Source organism: Bradyrhizobium lupini (assembly GCF_040939785.1).
GTDB lineage: Bacteria > Pseudomonadota > Alphaproteobacteria > Rhizobiales > Xanthobacteraceae > Bradyrhizobium > Bradyrhizobium canariense_D.
This window is the reverse complement of sequence record NZ_CP162553.1, coordinates 656,133-673,053: the sequence shown is the minus strand read 5'-3', so window position 1 is coordinate 673,053 and position 16,921 is coordinate 656,133. Positions and strand designations below refer to the sequence as shown.

The following is a 16,921-nucleotide window of genomic DNA, read 5'->3' as shown; positions in this document are numbered from 1 at the left end:
TGTCACCATTGGCTCTTCCGATGCCCCGACCTCCAAAACCGTCCGAGTTGATCGAGACTATCTATGACGCGGGTCTCCACCCGGAGTTGTGGAGCGAGGTCGTTGTCAAACTCAATGCCTTCATTGGCAGCCAAGCCTGTGGTCTGATTTCGAAGGACCCGGTCAGCAAATCAGGCGCGACGCATTATTATTGCGGGGTCGATCCGTACTACATTCAGCTCTATGCGGAGACCTACTCCCGATACGACCCGCTTGCTCGGCTTCCGCGCTATGGCGAGGTGCGCAATATCCCTGATCTCGTGGATTTCGACGAATACCGCCGCGGCCGCTTCTACCAGGAATGGCTGCGCCCCCAGGGCTGCGTCGACGTCGCCAACGTGGTGCTGGAGCAGTCGAAGTCGCCGTGTCCGATGCTAATGACCGTGATCCCGGGCAGGGAGATGCTCGGCGCGGAACAGCGGGCGCGAATGCAGTTCCTGGCTCCGCATGCGAGCCGGGCGCTGTTGATCAACCGGGCGATCGAGCGGAAGCAGCAGCGCGCGGTCGCGCTTGCCGACGTCGTGGACCGACTGAATGCCGGTGTCATCCTGCTCGATTCGACCTGTCATATCATCCACAGCAATCCGGCCGCGGCGATGATCCTAGACGTCGACGATGTCCTGCGGTCTGTCTCGGGCAGGTTGGTGGCAAGATCTTCCGCTGCTAATTCAGCCTTGCGCGATATTTTCCGTGACACCAGCGAGGTCGCGTTGGCGGCATCTTCGGGACGGAAAATTCCGTTGATGTCGCATGACGGTTCCTACTACGTCGCGAAAATCATCGCGCTGCCATCATTGCTGCGCGACGGGGTGGCCGAGCGCAGTTCGGCAGTGGGAGCCCTGTTCATCTGGAAAGCGGAACTCGACGGCCGCTCGTGTGCCGGGCTCATTGACCGCACCTTCGAGCTCACGCCTGCCGAACTGAGGGTCTTGCAGTCAATCGTCGATGTCGGCGGCGTGCCGGAGACGGCGGTTGCGCTCGGTATCGCCGAGACGACGGTGAAGACGCATCTGCATCGCGTGTTCGCCAAGACCGGCGTTTCTCGTCAGGCCGATCTCGTCAAGCTCGCAGCTGGATTTTCCAATCCGCTCGTGCACTGAGACGCGTTCAAAAACGCAGGCGAGTCGCCGTAGCTCGCAATAGGTTCAATCACAAGCATCATTAGAAAGTTATCGCACGTCGTTCGATCGAATGACGCGATTTTCCGCGTTGTCTTCTACTAGACGTCACACGATCTGTTGTTCGACCTACCAGACATTGTTGTGAAGCAACTCACTGCGAGCGGAAACGAATTCCGTCAATCTCTCGTGCAGGTTGAGAGGAGATTGTCATGCGGACGGCGTCACCAGTTCTGACAGGAAGATTCCGCGATATCGTCGCCCGCATGGGCGCGGTACTCCGCGCGCAGCGGGAAATCGACGCGGAGCGCGTGTTGCGGCGCTATCGCCACCTGCTGGACCAGCCGCACGAAGCGCCGTGTTTGAATGAAATTATTCCCGTTTCCCGTGAAGAGGATATCTTTGAAAATGCCAACGGAGTTGATCCGCGCGAGCGCACGAGCGACCACCCCAAATTCGAACGTGCGTAACGCCAGCATCGTCGCAATCGCGCTGACGGCAGCGCTCGTCGCTCTCGAACTGGTCGGCCTCGCGATGCTGGAGCGATCTCATGCTTACGCGCAGCCGTCGGTTCCACTCGTGCCGACCGTTTGCACCGAGAGCACCGATGTCCCCGTCTCGCAAATTCCCTACGATTGATCGGAGGGCAAATTGTGCCTGATGTCACGACTCTGATGCTGCTCAGCGTTGCCGTGTTCGCCGGCGCCTTTGTCTCCGGACTCTCGGGATTTGCCTTTTCCGCGGTAGCGGGCGCCATCCTGCTCCGGGTGTTTCAGCCGCTCGAAGCCGTACCGCTGATGATGGCGTGCAGCATCGGCGTGCAGGCCACCAATCTGTGGTCGCTTCGGCGCAATATCCGCTGGGAAGGCAGTCTGCTGCTGATCGTCGGCGGCTTGATCGGCGTTCCCATCGCGGTGTCGCTGCTCCAGAGCACCGATACGCATCTGCTCCGGCGCGGCTTCGGCATTATCGTTGCGCTCTATGCGGCCTACATGCTGCTGCGGCCGACGCTGGTGACGGCCGGCGAGGCGGTCGGGCGGCACTGGGTCGCGTTGATCGGGTTCGGTGGAGGACTGGTCGGCGGACTGACCGCGATGCCGGGCGCGATCCCGACGATCTGGTGCGACATGCGCGGCATGCCCAAGAGCGAGCAGCGCGGCCTGGTGCAGCCGTTCATCGCCGCGATGCAGCTGTTCGCGATCGCGCTGCTGTTCGGACATCAGGATCTGTCGTCAAAGGTCTTCGTCGATCTCGCGGTTAGCCTGCCGGCGCTGTTCGCAGGCTCCGCGCTGGGCGTGATCGCGTTCCACAGGGTCAACGAGACGGTCTTTCGCAAGACCGTGCTCGTTTTGTTGTTGCTGTCGGGGATTTCCCTGATCTAGTGCCCGACGGGTTGCACCGGCGCCGCGCTGGTGTCGCTGCCGTGATGCGTCAGCGGCTTCATGCCAGTGACGGTCCGCAGCAGCACATAGAACACCGGCGTCAGGAACAGGCCGAATACGGTGACGCCGATCATGCCGGAGAACACGGCGACGCCCATGGCGCGCCGCATCTCCGAGCCGGCCCCGGTCGAGAGCACCAGCGGCAGCACGCCCATGATGAACGCCATCGACGTCATCAGGATCGGGCGCAACCGCAGCCGGCTCGCCTCGATTGCGGCCCGGATCGGGGTGCGGCCTGCGAATTCGAGCTCGCGCGCGAATTCGACGATCAGGATCGCGTTCTTGGCCGAGAGTCCCACCAGCACGATCAAGCCGATCTGGGTGAAGACGTTGTTGTCGCCCTTGGAGATCCAGACACCGAACATAGCAGCCAGCAGACCCATCGGCACGATCATGATGATCGAGAGCGGCAAGGTCAGGCTCTCATAGAGCGCGGCCAGCACCAGGAACACCAGGAGGATCGCCAGCGGAAACACCCACAGTCCGGAATTGCCGGCGATGAACTCCTGATAGGTCAGGTCGGTCCATTCGAAGGCAAAGCCGGGCGGCAGCGTCTCCGCCGCGATCCGCGTCGCGACCTCCTGCGCCTGTCCGGAGGAGAAGCCGGGAGCAGCCGCCGCGTTGATATCGGAGGACAGGAAGCCGTTGTAGCGGATCGCCCGCTCGGGTCCCGCGCTCTGGCGAACGCTCAAGAGCGCCGAGAGCGGCACCATGTCGCCCGAGGACGAGCGCACCTTCAACTGCCGGATGTCGTCGGCGCGGGCGCGGAACGGCGCGTCGGCCTGCACCCGGACCGAATAGGTGCGGCCAAACTTGTTGAAGTCGTTGACGTAGTAGGAGCCCAGGTAAATCTGCAGCGTGTTGAACACCTCCGTCACGGGCACGCCCAATTGGAGCGCCTTGGTGCGATCGATGTCGGCGAACAGCTGGGGCACGTTGACCTGGAAGCTCGAGAACACGCCGGCGATCTCCGGCGCCTTCTGCATCGCCGCCATGAACGCCTTGGTCGCCTCGTTCAGCGCCTCATAACCGAGACCGGCACGGTCCTCGATCTGCAGCTTGAAGCCGCCGATGGTGCCAAGGCCGTTGACCGGCGGCGGCGGGAACATGGCGATGAAGGCTTCCTGGATGCCGGCATATTTCTTGTTCAGCTCGGCCGCCAGCGCGGGGCCGCTGAGAGAAGGATCCTTGCGCTCGTCGAACGGCTTGAGCGTGGAGAACACGATGCCGGCATTGGAGGAGTTGGTGAAGCCGGCGATCGACAGGCCCGGAAAGGCGACCGAACTCTCGACACCTGGCTGGGTCAGCGCGATGTCGCTCATCTTGCGGATCACCTCTTCAGTGCGATCGAGCGCTGCGCCGTCGGGCAGCCGCGAGAAGCCGACCAGATACTGTTTGTCCTGGCCCGGCACGAAGCCGCTCGGCACCTGCTGGAACAGAAGCGCGGTCACGCCGATCAACACCACATACAGTCCCATCACTGCGGCCTTGCCTGATATCACCTTGGTGACGGTGCCGCTGTAATTCTCCGACGAGCGTGTGAACACCTTGTTGAAGCCACGGAAGAACCAGCCAAGGCCCTTTTCCATGATGATCGTCAGCCGGTCCTTCGGCTCATTGTGTCCCTTGAGCAGCAGCGCCGACAACGCAGGCGACAGCGTCAGCGAATTGATGGCGGAGATCACGGTCGAGATCGCGATCGTCAGCGCGAACTGCTTGTAGAACTGCCCGGTGAGGCCGGAGATGAAGGCGAGCGGCACGAACACCGCGATCAGCACCATCGCAATCGCGATGATCGGCCCCGACACTTCGCGCATCGCCTGGTAGGTGGCGTCGCGCGGCGACAGCCCTCCCTCGATGTTGCGTTCGACGTTCTCGACTACGACGATGGCGTCGTCGACGACGATGCCGATTGCGAGCACGAGCCCGAACAGGCTGAGCGCGTTGATCGAGAAGCCGAACACGTGCATGACCGCGAATGTGCCGACGATCGACACGGGCACCGCCAGCAGCGGAATAATCGAGGCGCGCCAGGTCTGCAGGAACAGGATCACCACCAGCACCACCAGCGCGATCGCCTCCAGCAGCGTGTGAATGACGGCCTCGATCGAGGAGCGCACGAACTGGGTGGGATCGTAAACGATCTGGTAGGACACGCCTTCCGGCATATTCTTCTTGATCTCGGCCATGGTGGCACGGACATGATCGGAGATCTCCAGCGCGTTGGAGCCGGGCGCCTGGAAGATCGGAATCGCCACTGCCTGCTTGTTGTCGAGTAGCGAGCGCAGGCCGTATTCGGACGCGCCGAGCTCGATGCGGGCGACGTCGCGCAAGCGCACGACTTCGCCACGCGTACCGGTCTTGACCACGATGTCGCCGAATTGCTCTTCGTTCGCAAGCCGCCCTTCCGCGTTGACGGACAGCTGCAGGTCGATGCCCTTGACATTCGGGGAGGAGCCGACCACGCCGGCAGCGGCCTCGACGTTCTGCGCCTGGATCGCCTTGACGATGTCGCTTGCGGTGAGCCCGTGTTCGGCAGCCTTCTGCGGATCGACCCAGACCCGCATCGAATAGTCGCCGGCGCCATAGAGCTGGACGTCGCCGACGCCGTCGATCCGTGCAAGACGGTCCTTGACATTGAGCACGGCGTAATTGCGCAAATACGTCATGTCGTAGCGGCCGGTGGGCGACAACAGATGCACGACCATGGTGAGGTCGGGCGACGACTTCTTGGTGATGATGCCGAGCTGCCGCACCACGGCGGGCAGGCGCGGCTCGGCCTGCTGCACACGGTTCTGCACCAGCTGCGTCGCCTTGTCAGGATCGGTGCCGAGCCGGAATGTCACCGTCAGCGTCATCGCGCCATCGGTGGTCGCCTGGCTTGACATGTACAGCATGCCTTCGACGCCGTTGATCTGCTCTTCGATGGGAGTCGCCACCGTCTCGGCGATCACCTTGGGATTGGCCCCGGGATAGGTCGCGCGCACGAGGACGGAGGGCGGCACGACATCGGGATATTCCGAGATCGGCATCGCGAACAGCGAGATCAGGCCGGCGAGGAAGATCAGGACCGAGAGCACACCGGCAAAAATCGGACGATCGATGAAGAACTTCGAGAGATTCATGGCTTTGCCCCTGCGCGAGAGACGACCCTCCCGCCATTCCCGGGCGCGGGAAAAGCCCGCAAATCCGGAAATCCAGAAGTGATGTCTTGGTAGTTCAACAAATTCGACATTCCGGCTCGCGCTGCCCGCGCGCTCCGGAAGCGGAGAATGCTAGCGTTGCACCACGTCCTGTTTGCTGTGGTTGGAGGCCTGCTGCGGCCCGCGCGCGCCCATCGACGCGATCTCCGTCTTGAGCAGGGCGCCGGGACGCACGCGCTGGAGGCCGTTGACGATAATGCGATCGCCGGTCTTCAGTCCCGTCGTCACGATACGCAACCCGTCGACCGAGCCGCCGAGGGTGATCGGCCGGTAGACCGCGCGGCTGTCGTCGCCGACCGCCATCACGAACTTCTTGTCCTGGTCGGTACCGATCGCGCGCTCGTCGATCATGACCAGCGATTGCTGCTTGGGCTGGCCCATGCGCACGCGGGCGAACTGGCCGGGGATGAGACGCCCGTCCTCGTTTCTGAACACCGCGCGGACACGGATGGTGCCGCTCTGGCCGTTGACCTGGTTGTCGATGAGCTGGATGTGGCCCTTGGCCGAGAGGCCGCCTGAGGTCGTCATCTCCACCGGGATCTGGTCCAAATTGCCGCGCTTGCCGGAGACATCTGCGATCGAGTTCAGCGCCCGCAGCACCACCTCCTCATCCGCATCGAACGACGCGTAGATCGGATTGACCGAGACCAGCGAGGTCAGCACGGGGGAGGCGGTGCCGGCGGCGACGAGATTGCCGACGGTGATTTCGATCTTGCCGACGCGGCCGTCCACGGGTGCACGTACCTCGGTGTAGTCGAGATTAAGCTTTGCGGTCTGGAGCGTCGCCTCGGCTGCCTTCACGTTGGCGATGGCCTCGCGGTTGGCGTTGTCGCGCTGGTCGTAGTCGCGCCGCGTCACCACGGCGTTGCCGACCAGCTGCGCGCCGCGCTCAAGTTCATTCTGCGTGAACACGACGCGCGCTTTCGCAGCTTCGAGCTGGGCCGCGGCCTTGTCGACCTCGGCTGCGTAGGGCGCCGCGTCGATCTTGAACAGGATGTCACCAGCCTTCACCAGCGCGCCTTCGATGAAGTTGGCCGACAGGATCGCGCCGGCCACGCGCGGGCGAAGCTCGACGCGTTGAATGGCCTCGAGCCGACCGGAGAAATCGTCCCACAGCACGGTCTGCTTTGGTTCGATCAGCGCGACCGTGACAGGGACGGCTTGCTCGGCCGCGGCGGTCGCGGTCGCCTGCGCGGCACGAAAGTAATGGCCGGTCGCGATCGAGCCGGCTACGGCGAGAGCGCCCACGATGGCGACGCCGCCCAGAAGGCGGCGGACATGGCCGGGGCGAGAGGTATTTTGGGAGGGGGGCATTTGCGCTCCAGATATGTAGTGTTCACTACAGATGTGGAGCTGGATACCGCAGCGCAAGATACTTATGTACCATTCGCTAAGAAAATTGTAGCGGTTTACCGCAAGAATTGGCAAGTGGAAGAGAAAATAAAGCGAGAACAAAGAGATAGGATCCGGCGTTAGGGTCAGGGACGACGCCGATTTCGAGGAGAAGAGGCAAATGGGCATGGGACGCCCCCGCGAATTCGACGCCGAAACGGCGTTGGACCAGGCGATGGAAGTGTTTTGGCGCCATGGCTATGAGGGTGCCACGATCGCTCAGTTGACCGAAGCCATGGGGATCAATCCGCCCAGCCTCTATGCCTGTTTCGGCAACAAGGAAGGGCTGCTGAAAGCCGCGCTCGACCGCTATACAAAACTGCGCAACGTCTGGATGGACGAGGTCGTGGCAGCGCCGACTGCCCGCGACGTCGCCGAACGGATGCTGATGGGCATCGCCGACAAGCAGACCGATCCCGCCAACCCGCCCGGTTGCCTGCTCGTGCAGGGCGGCATTGCATGCGGCACCGGATCAGAAAGCGTCCCCTTCGAACTCGCCGCTCGGCGCGCCCAGAACGAGGACCAGCTTCGCGATCGTTTTGTTCGCGCCAAGGCCGAAGGCGATCTCAAACCGACCTCCAGATCCCGCGGCACTCGCGCGCTACGTTTCGGCCGTCTCCGTCGGCATGGGCGTGATGGCGTCCTCAGGCTCCGACCGCGAGGCATTGCAGCAGGTCGCGAGCGTGGCGGTGCAGGCGGTCGAGGCGCAGTCGACTGCAAGAACATGACGAGCGTTGTCGTCTCTATCATCTCATCGATTGCGTGGCAGGCAGCGACGGCGGCGGGACGAAGCCGCCGAACGCGCGTTCGATCAGTCCGGCGAGCGCAATCGGTGTGCGGTCCTCGAGATAAGGCCCGATGATCTGGACGCCGATCGGCAGCCCCGATGGCGTGCGCTCGATCGGAACGGCCGTTGCAGGCAGTCCGCAGGTCGAAGCGGGGTCTGCCCAGATGAAGCACGCATCGGCATAGGGATAGAGCTGTCCATCGATATCGAGTTGCCGCGCGTCGAACGGCTCGGACTGGTCCTGTGGAAACGCCGGTACGGCGGCGGCCGGGTAGATTACTGCGTCGAACTCGCGGAACAGCTCCTGCCATCGTTGTTGCAGCCGCAGGCGCGCCGCGTCGGTCGCCAGCCATTCGCGATGGACCATCGCCCAGCCGCGCGCGCGCTCGGCCTGCAGGCTGCGGTCGTCGGGCGAGAGTTCTGCGGCAACTCCTTGCGCCTCTGCGAGGGCGGCCGGTGTCAGGCGTGGACTTCGCGCTGCGTTCAACAGCTTCATGTAAAGGCGGGCGGATTCGGCGAGATCGGGCAGAGACGCACTCGAGCGCGCGACGCGTGCGCCTGATCGTTCGAGCCGTTCCGACAACCGCCCGATGGCGGAACGCACGGCATCGCCTGTCGGCATCAACGGATGCGTATCGATCACGAGAATCCTGAAACCCCTGAACTGGTCGTGTCGTGAGGCCGGCAACGCAAGACGATAGCCGATCCCGTCGCGCGTCTCGTCGGGGCCGGCGATCACGTCGAGGGCGAGCGCGAGGTCCGAGGCGGTGCGCGTCATCGGCCCGACGACGGCGAGATCACCCTGGCCGGCAACGGGCGGTGCCGGCGGAAGGTTGTATCCGCGCAGCGGGACCAGGCCGAGGCTCGGCTTGTGTCCGAACACACCGCAGAAATGCGCGGGCACCCGGATCGAGCCGCCAATATCCGAGCCGATCGACAGCGGTCCGAATCCCGCAGCCAGCGCCGCTCCTGATCCGCCTGAAGAGCCGCCGGGCGATCGGCCGAGATCCCACGGATTGTTCGTCGTACCGTAGATGTCATTGTAGCTCTGGAAATCTCTGAGGCCGATCGGGATATTGGTCTTGCCGATGATGACAGCACCCGCCGCCTTCAACCGCGAGACGACAAGGGCGTCCTCCGCGGGTTGGAAATCTTTGAAATGCGGAAAGCCCCACGTCGTCGGCAGGCCAGCGACGTTGAACGGTTCTTTCAACGTCACGGGGATGCCGAGCAATGGCTGCCGCTCGCCGCGACCAAGTGCGGTATCGGCGGCGCGCGCGGCGTCTCGTGCGCGATCGAAATCGCGAACGATGACGGCATTGATCTGCCCGTCCAGCGCCTCGATGCGCGCGATCGTATGCTCGATCAACTCGGACGCAGAAAGCTTGCGCGCGTGCAGGGCGCTCAGCAATGTGCTGATCGAGCCGTAGTCCCAGTCAGTGGCGGTCAATCCGGGCGGCATCACGATCTCCATTGTCTTGCATCGCCGCGTCGATGTCGCTCGGCTGCAAATCGATCCGAGTATCGAGCATGCAATTTGGCGGATGGTATGAGGAGGCCACGCAACGGGAACCAGATCTGTCCGCGGGTCGGGGGCCGGAGGCGGCGCCTGGCCATCAGATCGCGGGATACCCACTGCTTGCCGCGGTCTATGCGCGATCGAGGGCTCTGTACGGGCTGCTGCTCACGTGGCATTGGGGGCGGCGAAGCCTGGATACTGACGACCATGTTCGCCCTGACATTCCTTGGGACCTCCGCCAGCGTTCCGTCGGCGGAGCGCAACCATCCGGCTCTCCTGGTGGAGGCCACGGGCAAGCGCGTCCTCATCGATTGCGGCGAGGGCACGCAGCGCCAGTTGCTGCGCAGCGGCGCGGGCTTTCGACGGCTTGACCGCATTCTGCTGACGCATGCCCATCTCGATCACGTGCTCGGTATCCCCGGTCTCTTCTCGACGCTGGGGTTGCGTCAGCAATCGGACGCGATGACCGTCTATGGAGGCCAGGGCACGCTCGACATCGTCATCCGCATGCTTGCCGGCCTGTGGGGCGCGGGCAGGGCGCCGATCCCGGTGGAGTTCGCACCGCTGACCGAAGGACAGGTTATCGACGCCGGCGACTTCACCATCGATTGCTTTCCGGTCCGTCACCGCGACACCGACAGCTTTGGTTTTTGCTTCCAGAGTCCGGCACGCCGCCATCTTGAGCGGGAGCGCCTCGCCGAGCTCGGTGTTCCCGATGGGCCGCTGCGCGGAGAACTGGCCGCGGCACGACCAGTCGTGATCGCCGGCCGCACGATCTATCCCGAAGACGTCATGGGGCCGCCGAGCGGCGGCAGGAAGCTTGTGGTCATCGGCGACACCGAAACCACTGACGGGCTGTCCAGGCATGTCGCCGACGCCGATCTGCTGGTGATCGAGGCGACCTTCCTCGATCGCGACGCGCGACCGCCCGGGACTATGGTCATCTCACCGCGCGCGAGGCGGCTTCATTTGCCGCCGCGAACAACGTCAGGCAACTCGTGCTGAATCACATGTCGGGGCGTTATCGCGACGAAGAGATTCTGGCCGAAGCGACAACGATTTTTCCAAACACGCGGATCGCCGCCGACTTCGATCGCGTCGTGATTTAGCGGCACCGCTCAAAGAGAGCGCAACCTCTGACTGTCTGATTGTGAGCTGCTTAACCTGCGGTGGCTGGGGAACTAGGATTCGAACCTAGACAAACAGAGTCAGAGTCTGTTGTGCTACCGTTACACCATTCCCCAACGGAATAGCCGAACAAATTCAATGACTTGTTGATTTGTCCGGCTGTGGCCTATGGCACTTATCGCGCAAATCACGGCTCAGGCGTGGAGGGTTTCTACCCGCTCGGCTGTGGGCTGGCAAGCGCTGCGACGCAGGGATGTTTTGCGGTCCACATGGGACGTGCGGGCCGTGGCATCGTGGGCTCCGGCGGAGCGCCGCGGCGGCGCGCGACCGTTTGCCTCATCCGAAAATCACGGTTCCTGGTCGGATCGTCACGCACCGCATCGTCCTTCGGACACACAACCCAAGGAGATCCGTGATGCCCTATGTCGATGGTTTCGTGCTGGCCGTGCCGAAGGACAACATCGAGGCTTACAAGGCGCTGGCGAAAACGGCCTGCGCGATCTGGATGGAGCACGGTGCGCTCGATTATGTCGAATGCATCGGCGACGACGTGCCCTACGGCGAGCTGACTTCGTTTCCGCGCGCGGTGATGGCGAAGGAAGACGAGATCGTGGTGTTCGCCTGGATCGTCTATCGCGACCGGGAGACTCGCGACACCGTCAACAAGAAGGTGATGGCGGACCCGCGGCTGAAGTTGGATGGTATGCCGTTCGACGGCAAGCGCATGATCTACGGCGGCTTCACGACGCTGCTGCGGGCGAGCGACGTGATGGGGTAAGGACGCTGACCCGGCCCACACGTCGGTGCTTGTCCATGCAGCGTCGTGGCAAGCCGTTTTACTTGCCGGTACGGGGCCAGCATGCCATCCTCTCATCGCCAGGCATAAACAACCGGAAGCGGGCGCTTAGCCGAGCTTCCAAAAAAACTGGTTGGGGAAACCCTTGGGAGGTTTGATTTCATGAGATTGAAGCACGTCACCGGGCTGCTTTGCGCGGCCGCGATGTCCCTTGCGCTCGCTTCAGCCGCGCAGGCCCAGGACAAGGTCGTCAAGATCGGCGCGATCCTGCCGATGTCCGGCGGCACCGCCTCGATCGGGGCGCACGCCAAGGCGGCGCTCGAGGTCGCAATGGACATCATCAACAACGCTCATCCCGAGCTCGGCACTCTGCCGCTGGCCAAGAACGCAGGCCTTGCGGGCCTCGGCGGCGCCAAGATCGAGATCGTGTTCGCCGACAACCAGGGCAACCCGGCGACAGGCCAGAACCAGGCGCTGCGCCTGATCACGGAAGACAAGGTAGCCGCCGTGTTCGGCTCGTATCAGTCCGGCGTCACGCTGACCTCGAGCGCCATCGCCGAAAAATACGGCATTCCCTTTCTAAACTCCGAGTCGGTCGCCGCCAATCTCACCGAGCGCGGCTTCAAATGGTTCTTCCGCACCACGCCGATCGCCACCGACTTCGCCAAGGCCTATGTCGATTTCCTCGCCGACATCAAGGCGCAGGGCGCCAAGACCGATGCAATCGCGCTGGTTCACGACAACACCGAATACGGCACCTCGGTCGCCAACACGATCAGCGCCGCCTTCAAGGAGAAGGGCCAAGCCATCGCAGTTGACGTCGCCTATCCCGTAAATGCGACCGATGTTCAGGGCCAAGTGCTCCAGCTCAAGGAGAAGAAGCCCGACGTGATCATCATGATCAGCTACACGTCGGATGCAATCCTGTTCGCCAAGACCATGCAGTCGCTCGACTACAAGCCGGCGGTGCTTTTGGCCGATGACGCCGGCTATTCCGATCCCTCCTTCATCAAGGCGGTCGGCAAGATATCGCAAGGCGTCTTCAACCGTTCGTCATGGTCGGTGGGGCCGGCCGGCTCACCATCGGCCATCATCGCCGACATGTACAAGAAGAAGAGCGGCGAGGAGATGGACGACACCGTCGGCCGTCAGATGCAGGGCTTCTTCGTGCTGGCCGACGCGATCGACCGCGCCGGCTCGACCGACCCGGCAAAGATCCAGGCCGCGTTGAAGACGACCGATCTGAAGCCCGAGCAATTGATGATGGGTTACAAGGGCGTGAAGTTTGACGACAAGGGCCAGAATATCCTCGCCTCCGGGCTCATCATCCAGCTCCAGGATGGCGAGAACTACACCGCGGTATGGCCGAAGGCCAACGCCGCGAAGGCGCCGGTGCTGCCCTACAAGGGCTGGTGAGATTGAAGGCGGGGCTGCGCGCCCCGCCATTTCCGAAATGATTTGATCAGAGCAACGCTGGCTCATGTCCTTTGTACTCGTGCAGGTGATCGTCGGCGGACTTCTGCTTGGCGCTGTCTATGCCCTGTTTTCCTCAGGCCTCACGCTGGTGTGGGGCATGATGAACATCGTCAATTTCGCGCATGGCGATTTCGTCATGCTCGGCATGTACGTCGCCTATGTCGTCTACACGCTGTTGGGAGGAGGGCCGATCCTCGGCGCGCCGCTGGCAACCCTGGTGCTCGCGACCGTCGGCGTCGTCGTCTATTTCGCCCTGATCCGCGATATCATGAAGGGACCGATGCTGGCGCAGATCCTCGGCACTTTCGGGCTTGCGCTATTGCTGCGTTATTCCGTGTTCTGGTGGTTCGGGGCCAACTTCCTGTCGATGCCTCCGGACATCGTGGGCGGCACTTATGCGTTCGCGGGCCTGCGCATCGAGGCCTCGCGGCTGCTTGCCGGCGTGGTCGCGCTGCTGGTCACGCTCGGGCTGCATCTGCTGCTCACGCGGACCTCGCTCGGCTCGAAAATGCTGGCGGTGGCGGAGGATCAAACAGCGGCCCAGCTCATGGGCATCCGTCCCGATACCATGCAGGCGATCGCCTGGGCGATTGCGGCCGGTGCCACCGGGCTTGCCGGCGCGCTGATTGCGAACTTCTTCTACATCGTGCCGACCGTCGGCGAGACGCTTGGCATCGTCGCCTTCGTCACGGTGTCGCTCGGCGGTTTTGGCAGTGTGCCGGGCGCCCTTGTCGCAGGCCTGCTGATCGGCATGATCGAATCGCTGTCGGGCTATCTGATCGGCGCGATCTACAAGGACATCGTCGTCTATGTCCTGTTCCTGCTCTTCCTCTGGTTCCGGCCGCAAGGCCTGATGGGCAAGACCTGATGGGAAGGCTGTGATGCGGCGCTTGATCTGGCTCTCGGTCGTCGCAGCGTTCGCGATCTGCTATCCGCTGCTGCTGTCCTCGCCGTTCCAGCAGCGTCTGGGCGCGCTGGTGCTGCTTTATGCGATTGCAGCGTCCGCGTGGAATATCGTCGGCGGCTATGCCGGCCAGGTCTCGGTCGGCCACGTCGTCTTTTTCGGCTGCGGTGCTTATGCCGCGATGGGATCCTACGCAAAGTTCGGCCTGTCGCCCCTGTTCGGCATCCCCGGCGGGATCGTGCTCGCCGTGGGCTTGGCCGCGATCATCGGCGTGCCGACGCTGCGTCTGTCGGGCCATTATTTCAGTATGGCGACCATCGCGGTCGCCGAGACGATGCGGCTGATCGTGACCAACACCGACTGGCTCGGTGCGGCCGTCGGGCTCTCAGGGCCGACCGTGCCGCGCAACATCTTCGATCTCTCGTTCCTGTCGTCGCTGCCGTATTACTATCTCTTCCTCGCAATCCTCGTGATCACGCTGTTGATCACCTGGTGGATGACCAACAGCCGCATGGGATTTTACCTGCGCGCGATCAAGGACTCCGAGCGCGCGGCGCGCTCGCTCGGCGCACCCGCCAGTCGCACCAAGCTCTACGCCTACATGCTGAGTGCGGCGCTGACGAGCGTCGCCGGCGCGCTCTATGCCATGATGTTCGGCTTCGTCGACCCCGAGTCCGGGTTCGGGATCCTGATTTCGGTGAAAATCCTGATCATGGCGGCGCTGGGCGGGGCAGGGCTGTTGTTCGGGCCCTGGTCGGTGCCGCGATCCTGGTGCCGCTGGAGGAGATCTCGAACAGCTGGCTCGGCGGCAAGGGCGCCGGGCTCACCTTCGTGCTCTATGGCGCGATCATCGTGGTGATCGCGCGCTTCCAGCCCGGCGGTCTGCTCAGCCTGTTCACTCGGCGCAGCAAGCCGACGAAGGACACGGGAGCTGGCCATGCTCCTTGAGGCACGCGAAATTACGAAGGCGTTCGGAAGCTTCAAGGCGGTGGACGATGCCTCCGTGACCTTGGAGCAAGGCGACATCCTCGGCCTGATCGGCCCGAATGGCGCGGGCAAGTCCACCTTCTTCAATTGCCTGACTGGCGATCTCAAGACCACTTCGGGCTGCGTCCTGTTCGAGGGCCGTGACATCACCGACTTCGCGCCGGAGCTGCGCGCCGGGCTTGGGCTCGCTCGTACCTTCCAGGTGCCGCAGACATTTGAGGGCATGACGGTGCTGGAGAACGTCATGATCGGCGCATTCCTGCGCACCTCGCATCGCAAGGACGCCGAGACCAGGGCGCGCGCGGTGCTCGAGCGCGTCGGCATGATCAGGCTTGCGGATGCGCCGGCGCGCTCGCTCGGCACCCCCGGTCGCAAGCGGCTGGAGATCGCGCGGGCGCTGGCAACCGAACCGAAGGTGCTTCTGCTCGACGAAGCCATGGCCGGCCTCAACGCCCATGAGGTGAGGCTCGCCATCGACCTCGTGCGCGACATCCATCGTTCCGGCATCACCCTCGTGATCGTCGAGCACATCATGGAAGTGATCATGTCACTCGCCAGCCGCGTGATGGTGTTCCACCAGGGCAAGGAGATCGCCCGCGGATCGCCGCGCGAGGTCACATCCAACCCGGCGGTGATCGAGGCCTATCTCGGCAAGCGTGCAGCCAAGGCAGCGGCCGGCCACACGCCGGTCGAACTGATGGGCGGGCCGGACCTATGAGCGGGCCGTTGCTGCGGATCGAGCACCTCGAGGTGCGCTACGGCGATCTCATCGGCGTGTCCGACGTCTCGCTGGAGGTTCCTGAAGGCAGCGTCGTGGCGCTACTCGGCTCCAATGGCGGCGGCAAGACCACGACGCTGAACGCGATCGCCGGCCTCATTCCCGTGCATTCCGGATCGATCCGCTTTCGCGGCGAGGATATCGCCGGCGAGAGAGCCTTTGCGATCGTGCGCAAGGGGCTGGCGCTGTCGCCAGAAGGCTGGCGGCTGTTCGTGCAGCAGAGCGTCGAGAACAATTTGATGCTTGGCGCAACGCCGCTGCGCGACAAGTCGCGCCAGGCCACGCTGCTCGAACGTGTCTACGAGATCTTTCCGCGCCTGAAGGAGCGCCGCAACCAGCGTGCGGGCACCATGTCCGGTGGCGAACGGCAGATGCTCGCGGTCGGGCGCGCGCTGATGAGCGACCCGAAGCTGTTGATGCTGGATGAACCTTCGCTCGGTCTCGCGCCGGCGGTGGTCGAGTCCATGTACGAGACCTTCGGCCGCCTGCATCGCGAGGGCCTGACCATTCTGCTCGCCGAGCAGTCGATCGAGCTCGCACTGGAGGTCTCGGATTTCGCCACGGTGCTCCAGGTCGGCAAGAGCGTGCTGTCGGGCACGGCGGCGGCGCTCGCGGAGGATCCGCAGGTGCAGAAGGCTTATCTGGGCGTGGACTGACCGATTTTCCGCCTGGAGGCGCCCGGTATCGGCGGCGTTAGGCTGCAAAATGGATATGCAACAGTAACGGCGAGGCGTCGCTACTTGATCTTGTCGTAGGCCGCCGCGAAATCGCCGAGCGGCATCGGGATCGCGATCGTTTCCTTGGCCATGTTCTGGAAGGAGACCTTGAGCTGCTTGCCCGACCGCAAGGTCGCAAGCAGGTCCGGCGCGATCGGCGTGGAGGCGTAGCAGCCGCGGTTCTCGCAGGTCTGGATCTGGAGATCGACCGTCTTGCCCTCGTCAACCTGGAGCTTGGCGCCGATGGGAAGGTTGAGGCCAAGCGGCAATTGCAGCAGCGCCACCGGTGTGCGGGTGTCGGGCGCGATGCGGATGTTGATCAGAACGATGGTCTGGCCGGTCTTGGTCAGCACCGCGTTCTGCTCCATCGCGCATTCGAGCGGTGCGTCGCGGCTGACGCTGGTGCAGCGCACGACCCAGCCGGGCTGCTGCGCCGCAGCGCCGTCAGCCTGCGGCTGCGTCGGAGCCGGTGCGGGCTGTGCCGCCGGGGCAGACGGAGCTGCATTCTTCTTGGCGCCTTGCTGGGCATGCGCGGCACCCGCCGACAACAGGACAGCGGCGGCAAGCGCGACAAGTCTGGATTGGATGGGCATGGCAAGACCGCGTTGACGTGAACCGAGGGTCTCGCTGTAACGT

At 63.6% G+C, this 16,921-nt stretch carries 14 protein-coding genes, 1 tRNA gene and 2 pseudogenes; 12 read left to right on the top strand and 5 right to left on the bottom strand.

Annotated features, from left to right (window positions below; all coding sequences use genetic code 11):
* Positions 1-20: 20 nt before the first annotated feature.
* The 4 genes from AB3L03_RS03580 (at position 21) to AB3L03_RS03565 (ending at position 2,539) form a co-directional block, all read left to right on the top strand.
* Positions 21-1,139, top strand: coding sequence for a helix-turn-helix transcriptional regulator (locus AB3L03_RS03580; protein ID WP_368508253.1), 1,119 nt, complete (start codon positions 21-23; stop codon positions 1,137-1,139).
* Positions 1,140-1,369: 230 nt separating this feature from the next.
* Positions 1,370-1,627 carry a hypothetical protein gene (locus AB3L03_RS03575; protein WP_085352780.1) on the top strand — a complete coding sequence of 86 codons (258 nt, stop codon included), beginning with the start codon at positions 1,370-1,372 and terminating at the stop codon, positions 1,625-1,627.
* Positions 1,620-1,796 (top strand): hypothetical protein, encoded by a 177-nt coding sequence (locus AB3L03_RS03570; protein WP_231188607.1) that lies wholly within the window; start codon positions 1,620-1,622, stop codon positions 1,794-1,796. Before AB3L03_RS03575 ends, AB3L03_RS03570 begins: the two co-directional genes overlap by 8 nt.
* 14 nt (positions 1,797-1,810) lie before the next feature.
* The gene (locus AB3L03_RS03565) at positions 1,811-2,539 is read left to right on the top strand and encodes a sulfite exporter TauE/SafE family protein (protein ID WP_085352782.1); all 729 of its coding nucleotides are present in this window, start codon (positions 1,811-1,813) and stop codon (positions 2,537-2,539) included.
* Here AB3L03_RS03565 and AB3L03_RS03560 read toward each other — a convergent pair.
* Together AB3L03_RS03560 and AB3L03_RS03555 are read right to left on the bottom strand one after the other, a co-directional pair.
* Positions 2,536-5,724, bottom strand: coding sequence for an efflux RND transporter permease subunit (locus tag AB3L03_RS03560; RefSeq protein ID WP_085352783.1), 3,189 nt, complete (start codon positions 5,722-5,724; stop codon positions 2,536-2,538). The two genes, AB3L03_RS03565 and AB3L03_RS03560, sit on opposite strands and share 4 nt — an antisense overlap.
* A gap of 150 nt (positions 5,725-5,874) precedes the next feature.
* The gene (locus AB3L03_RS03555; RefSeq protein WP_231188605.1) at positions 5,875-7,116 is read right to left on the bottom strand and encodes an efflux RND transporter periplasmic adaptor subunit; all 1,242 of its coding nucleotides are present in this window, start codon (positions 7,114-7,116) and stop codon (positions 5,875-5,877) included.
* 199 nt (positions 7,117-7,315) lie between these two features.
* On the opposite strand from AB3L03_RS03555, the pseudogene AB3L03_RS03550 reads away from it, so the two are divergent.
* Positions 7,316-7,922 (top strand): annotated as a pseudogene (locus tag AB3L03_RS03550) (TetR/AcrR family transcriptional regulator).
* An 18-nt stretch (positions 7,923-7,940) separates the two neighbouring features.
* Here the strand turns inward: AB3L03_RS03550 and AB3L03_RS03545 are convergent.
* On the bottom strand, positions 7,941-9,443 hold the full coding sequence (locus AB3L03_RS03545; RefSeq protein WP_204510932.1) for an amidase: 1,503 nt from the start codon (positions 9,441-9,443) through the stop codon (positions 7,941-7,943).
* 264 nt (positions 9,444-9,707) lie between these two features.
* Here AB3L03_RS03545 and rnz point away from each other — a divergent pair.
* Positions 9,708-10,609, top strand: a pseudogene (gene rnz, locus AB3L03_RS03540) (ribonuclease Z).
* 61 nt (positions 10,610-10,670) lie between these two features.
* Here the strand turns inward: rnz and AB3L03_RS03535 are convergent.
* Positions 10,671-10,744: transfer RNA gene (locus AB3L03_RS03535), tRNA-Gln, on the bottom strand.
* Between the two features lie 299 nt (positions 10,745-11,043).
* Here AB3L03_RS03535 and AB3L03_RS03530 point away from each other — a divergent pair.
* From AB3L03_RS03530 to AB3L03_RS03505, 6 genes are all read left to right on the top strand, one after another.
* A complete protein-coding gene (locus AB3L03_RS03530) occupies positions 11,044-11,406 on the top strand; it encodes a DUF1428 domain-containing protein (protein ID WP_085385621.1) in 363 nt (120 codons plus the stop codon).
* Positions 11,407-11,586: 180 nt separating this feature from the next.
* A complete protein-coding gene (locus tag AB3L03_RS03525) occupies positions 11,587-12,840 on the top strand; it encodes an ABC transporter substrate-binding protein (protein ID WP_018459266.1) in 1,254 nt (417 codons plus the stop codon).
* A gap of 64 nt (positions 12,841-12,904) precedes the next feature.
* On the top strand, positions 12,905-13,768 hold the full coding sequence (locus tag AB3L03_RS03520; protein WP_018459265.1) for a branched-chain amino acid ABC transporter permease: 864 nt from the start codon (positions 12,905-12,907) through the stop codon (positions 13,766-13,768).
* 13 nt (positions 13,769-13,781) lie between these two features.
* Positions 13,782-14,663, top strand: coding sequence for a branched-chain amino acid ABC transporter permease (locus tag AB3L03_RS03515; protein ID WP_368508252.1), 882 nt, complete (start codon positions 13,782-13,784; stop codon positions 14,661-14,663).
* Positions 14,664-14,741: 78 nt separating this feature from the next.
* Positions 14,742-15,509 (top strand): ABC transporter ATP-binding protein, encoded by a 768-nt coding sequence (locus AB3L03_RS03510; protein ID WP_018459263.1) that lies wholly within the window; start codon positions 14,742-14,744, stop codon positions 15,507-15,509.
* Positions 15,506-16,225 carry an ABC transporter ATP-binding protein gene (locus tag AB3L03_RS03505; protein WP_085352790.1) on the top strand — a complete coding sequence of 240 codons (720 nt, stop codon included), beginning with the start codon at positions 15,506-15,508 and terminating at the stop codon, positions 16,223-16,225. Before AB3L03_RS03510 ends, AB3L03_RS03505 begins: the two co-directional genes overlap by 4 nt.
* An 80-nt stretch (positions 16,226-16,305) precedes the next feature.
* On the opposite strand, the gene AB3L03_RS03500 is transcribed toward AB3L03_RS03505, so the two are convergent.
* Positions 16,306-16,878, bottom strand: a complete 573-nt coding sequence (locus AB3L03_RS03500) for an invasion associated locus B family protein (RefSeq protein WP_204510935.1) — start codon at positions 16,876-16,878, stop codon at positions 16,306-16,308.
* Positions 16,879-16,921: the final 43 nt, after the last annotated feature.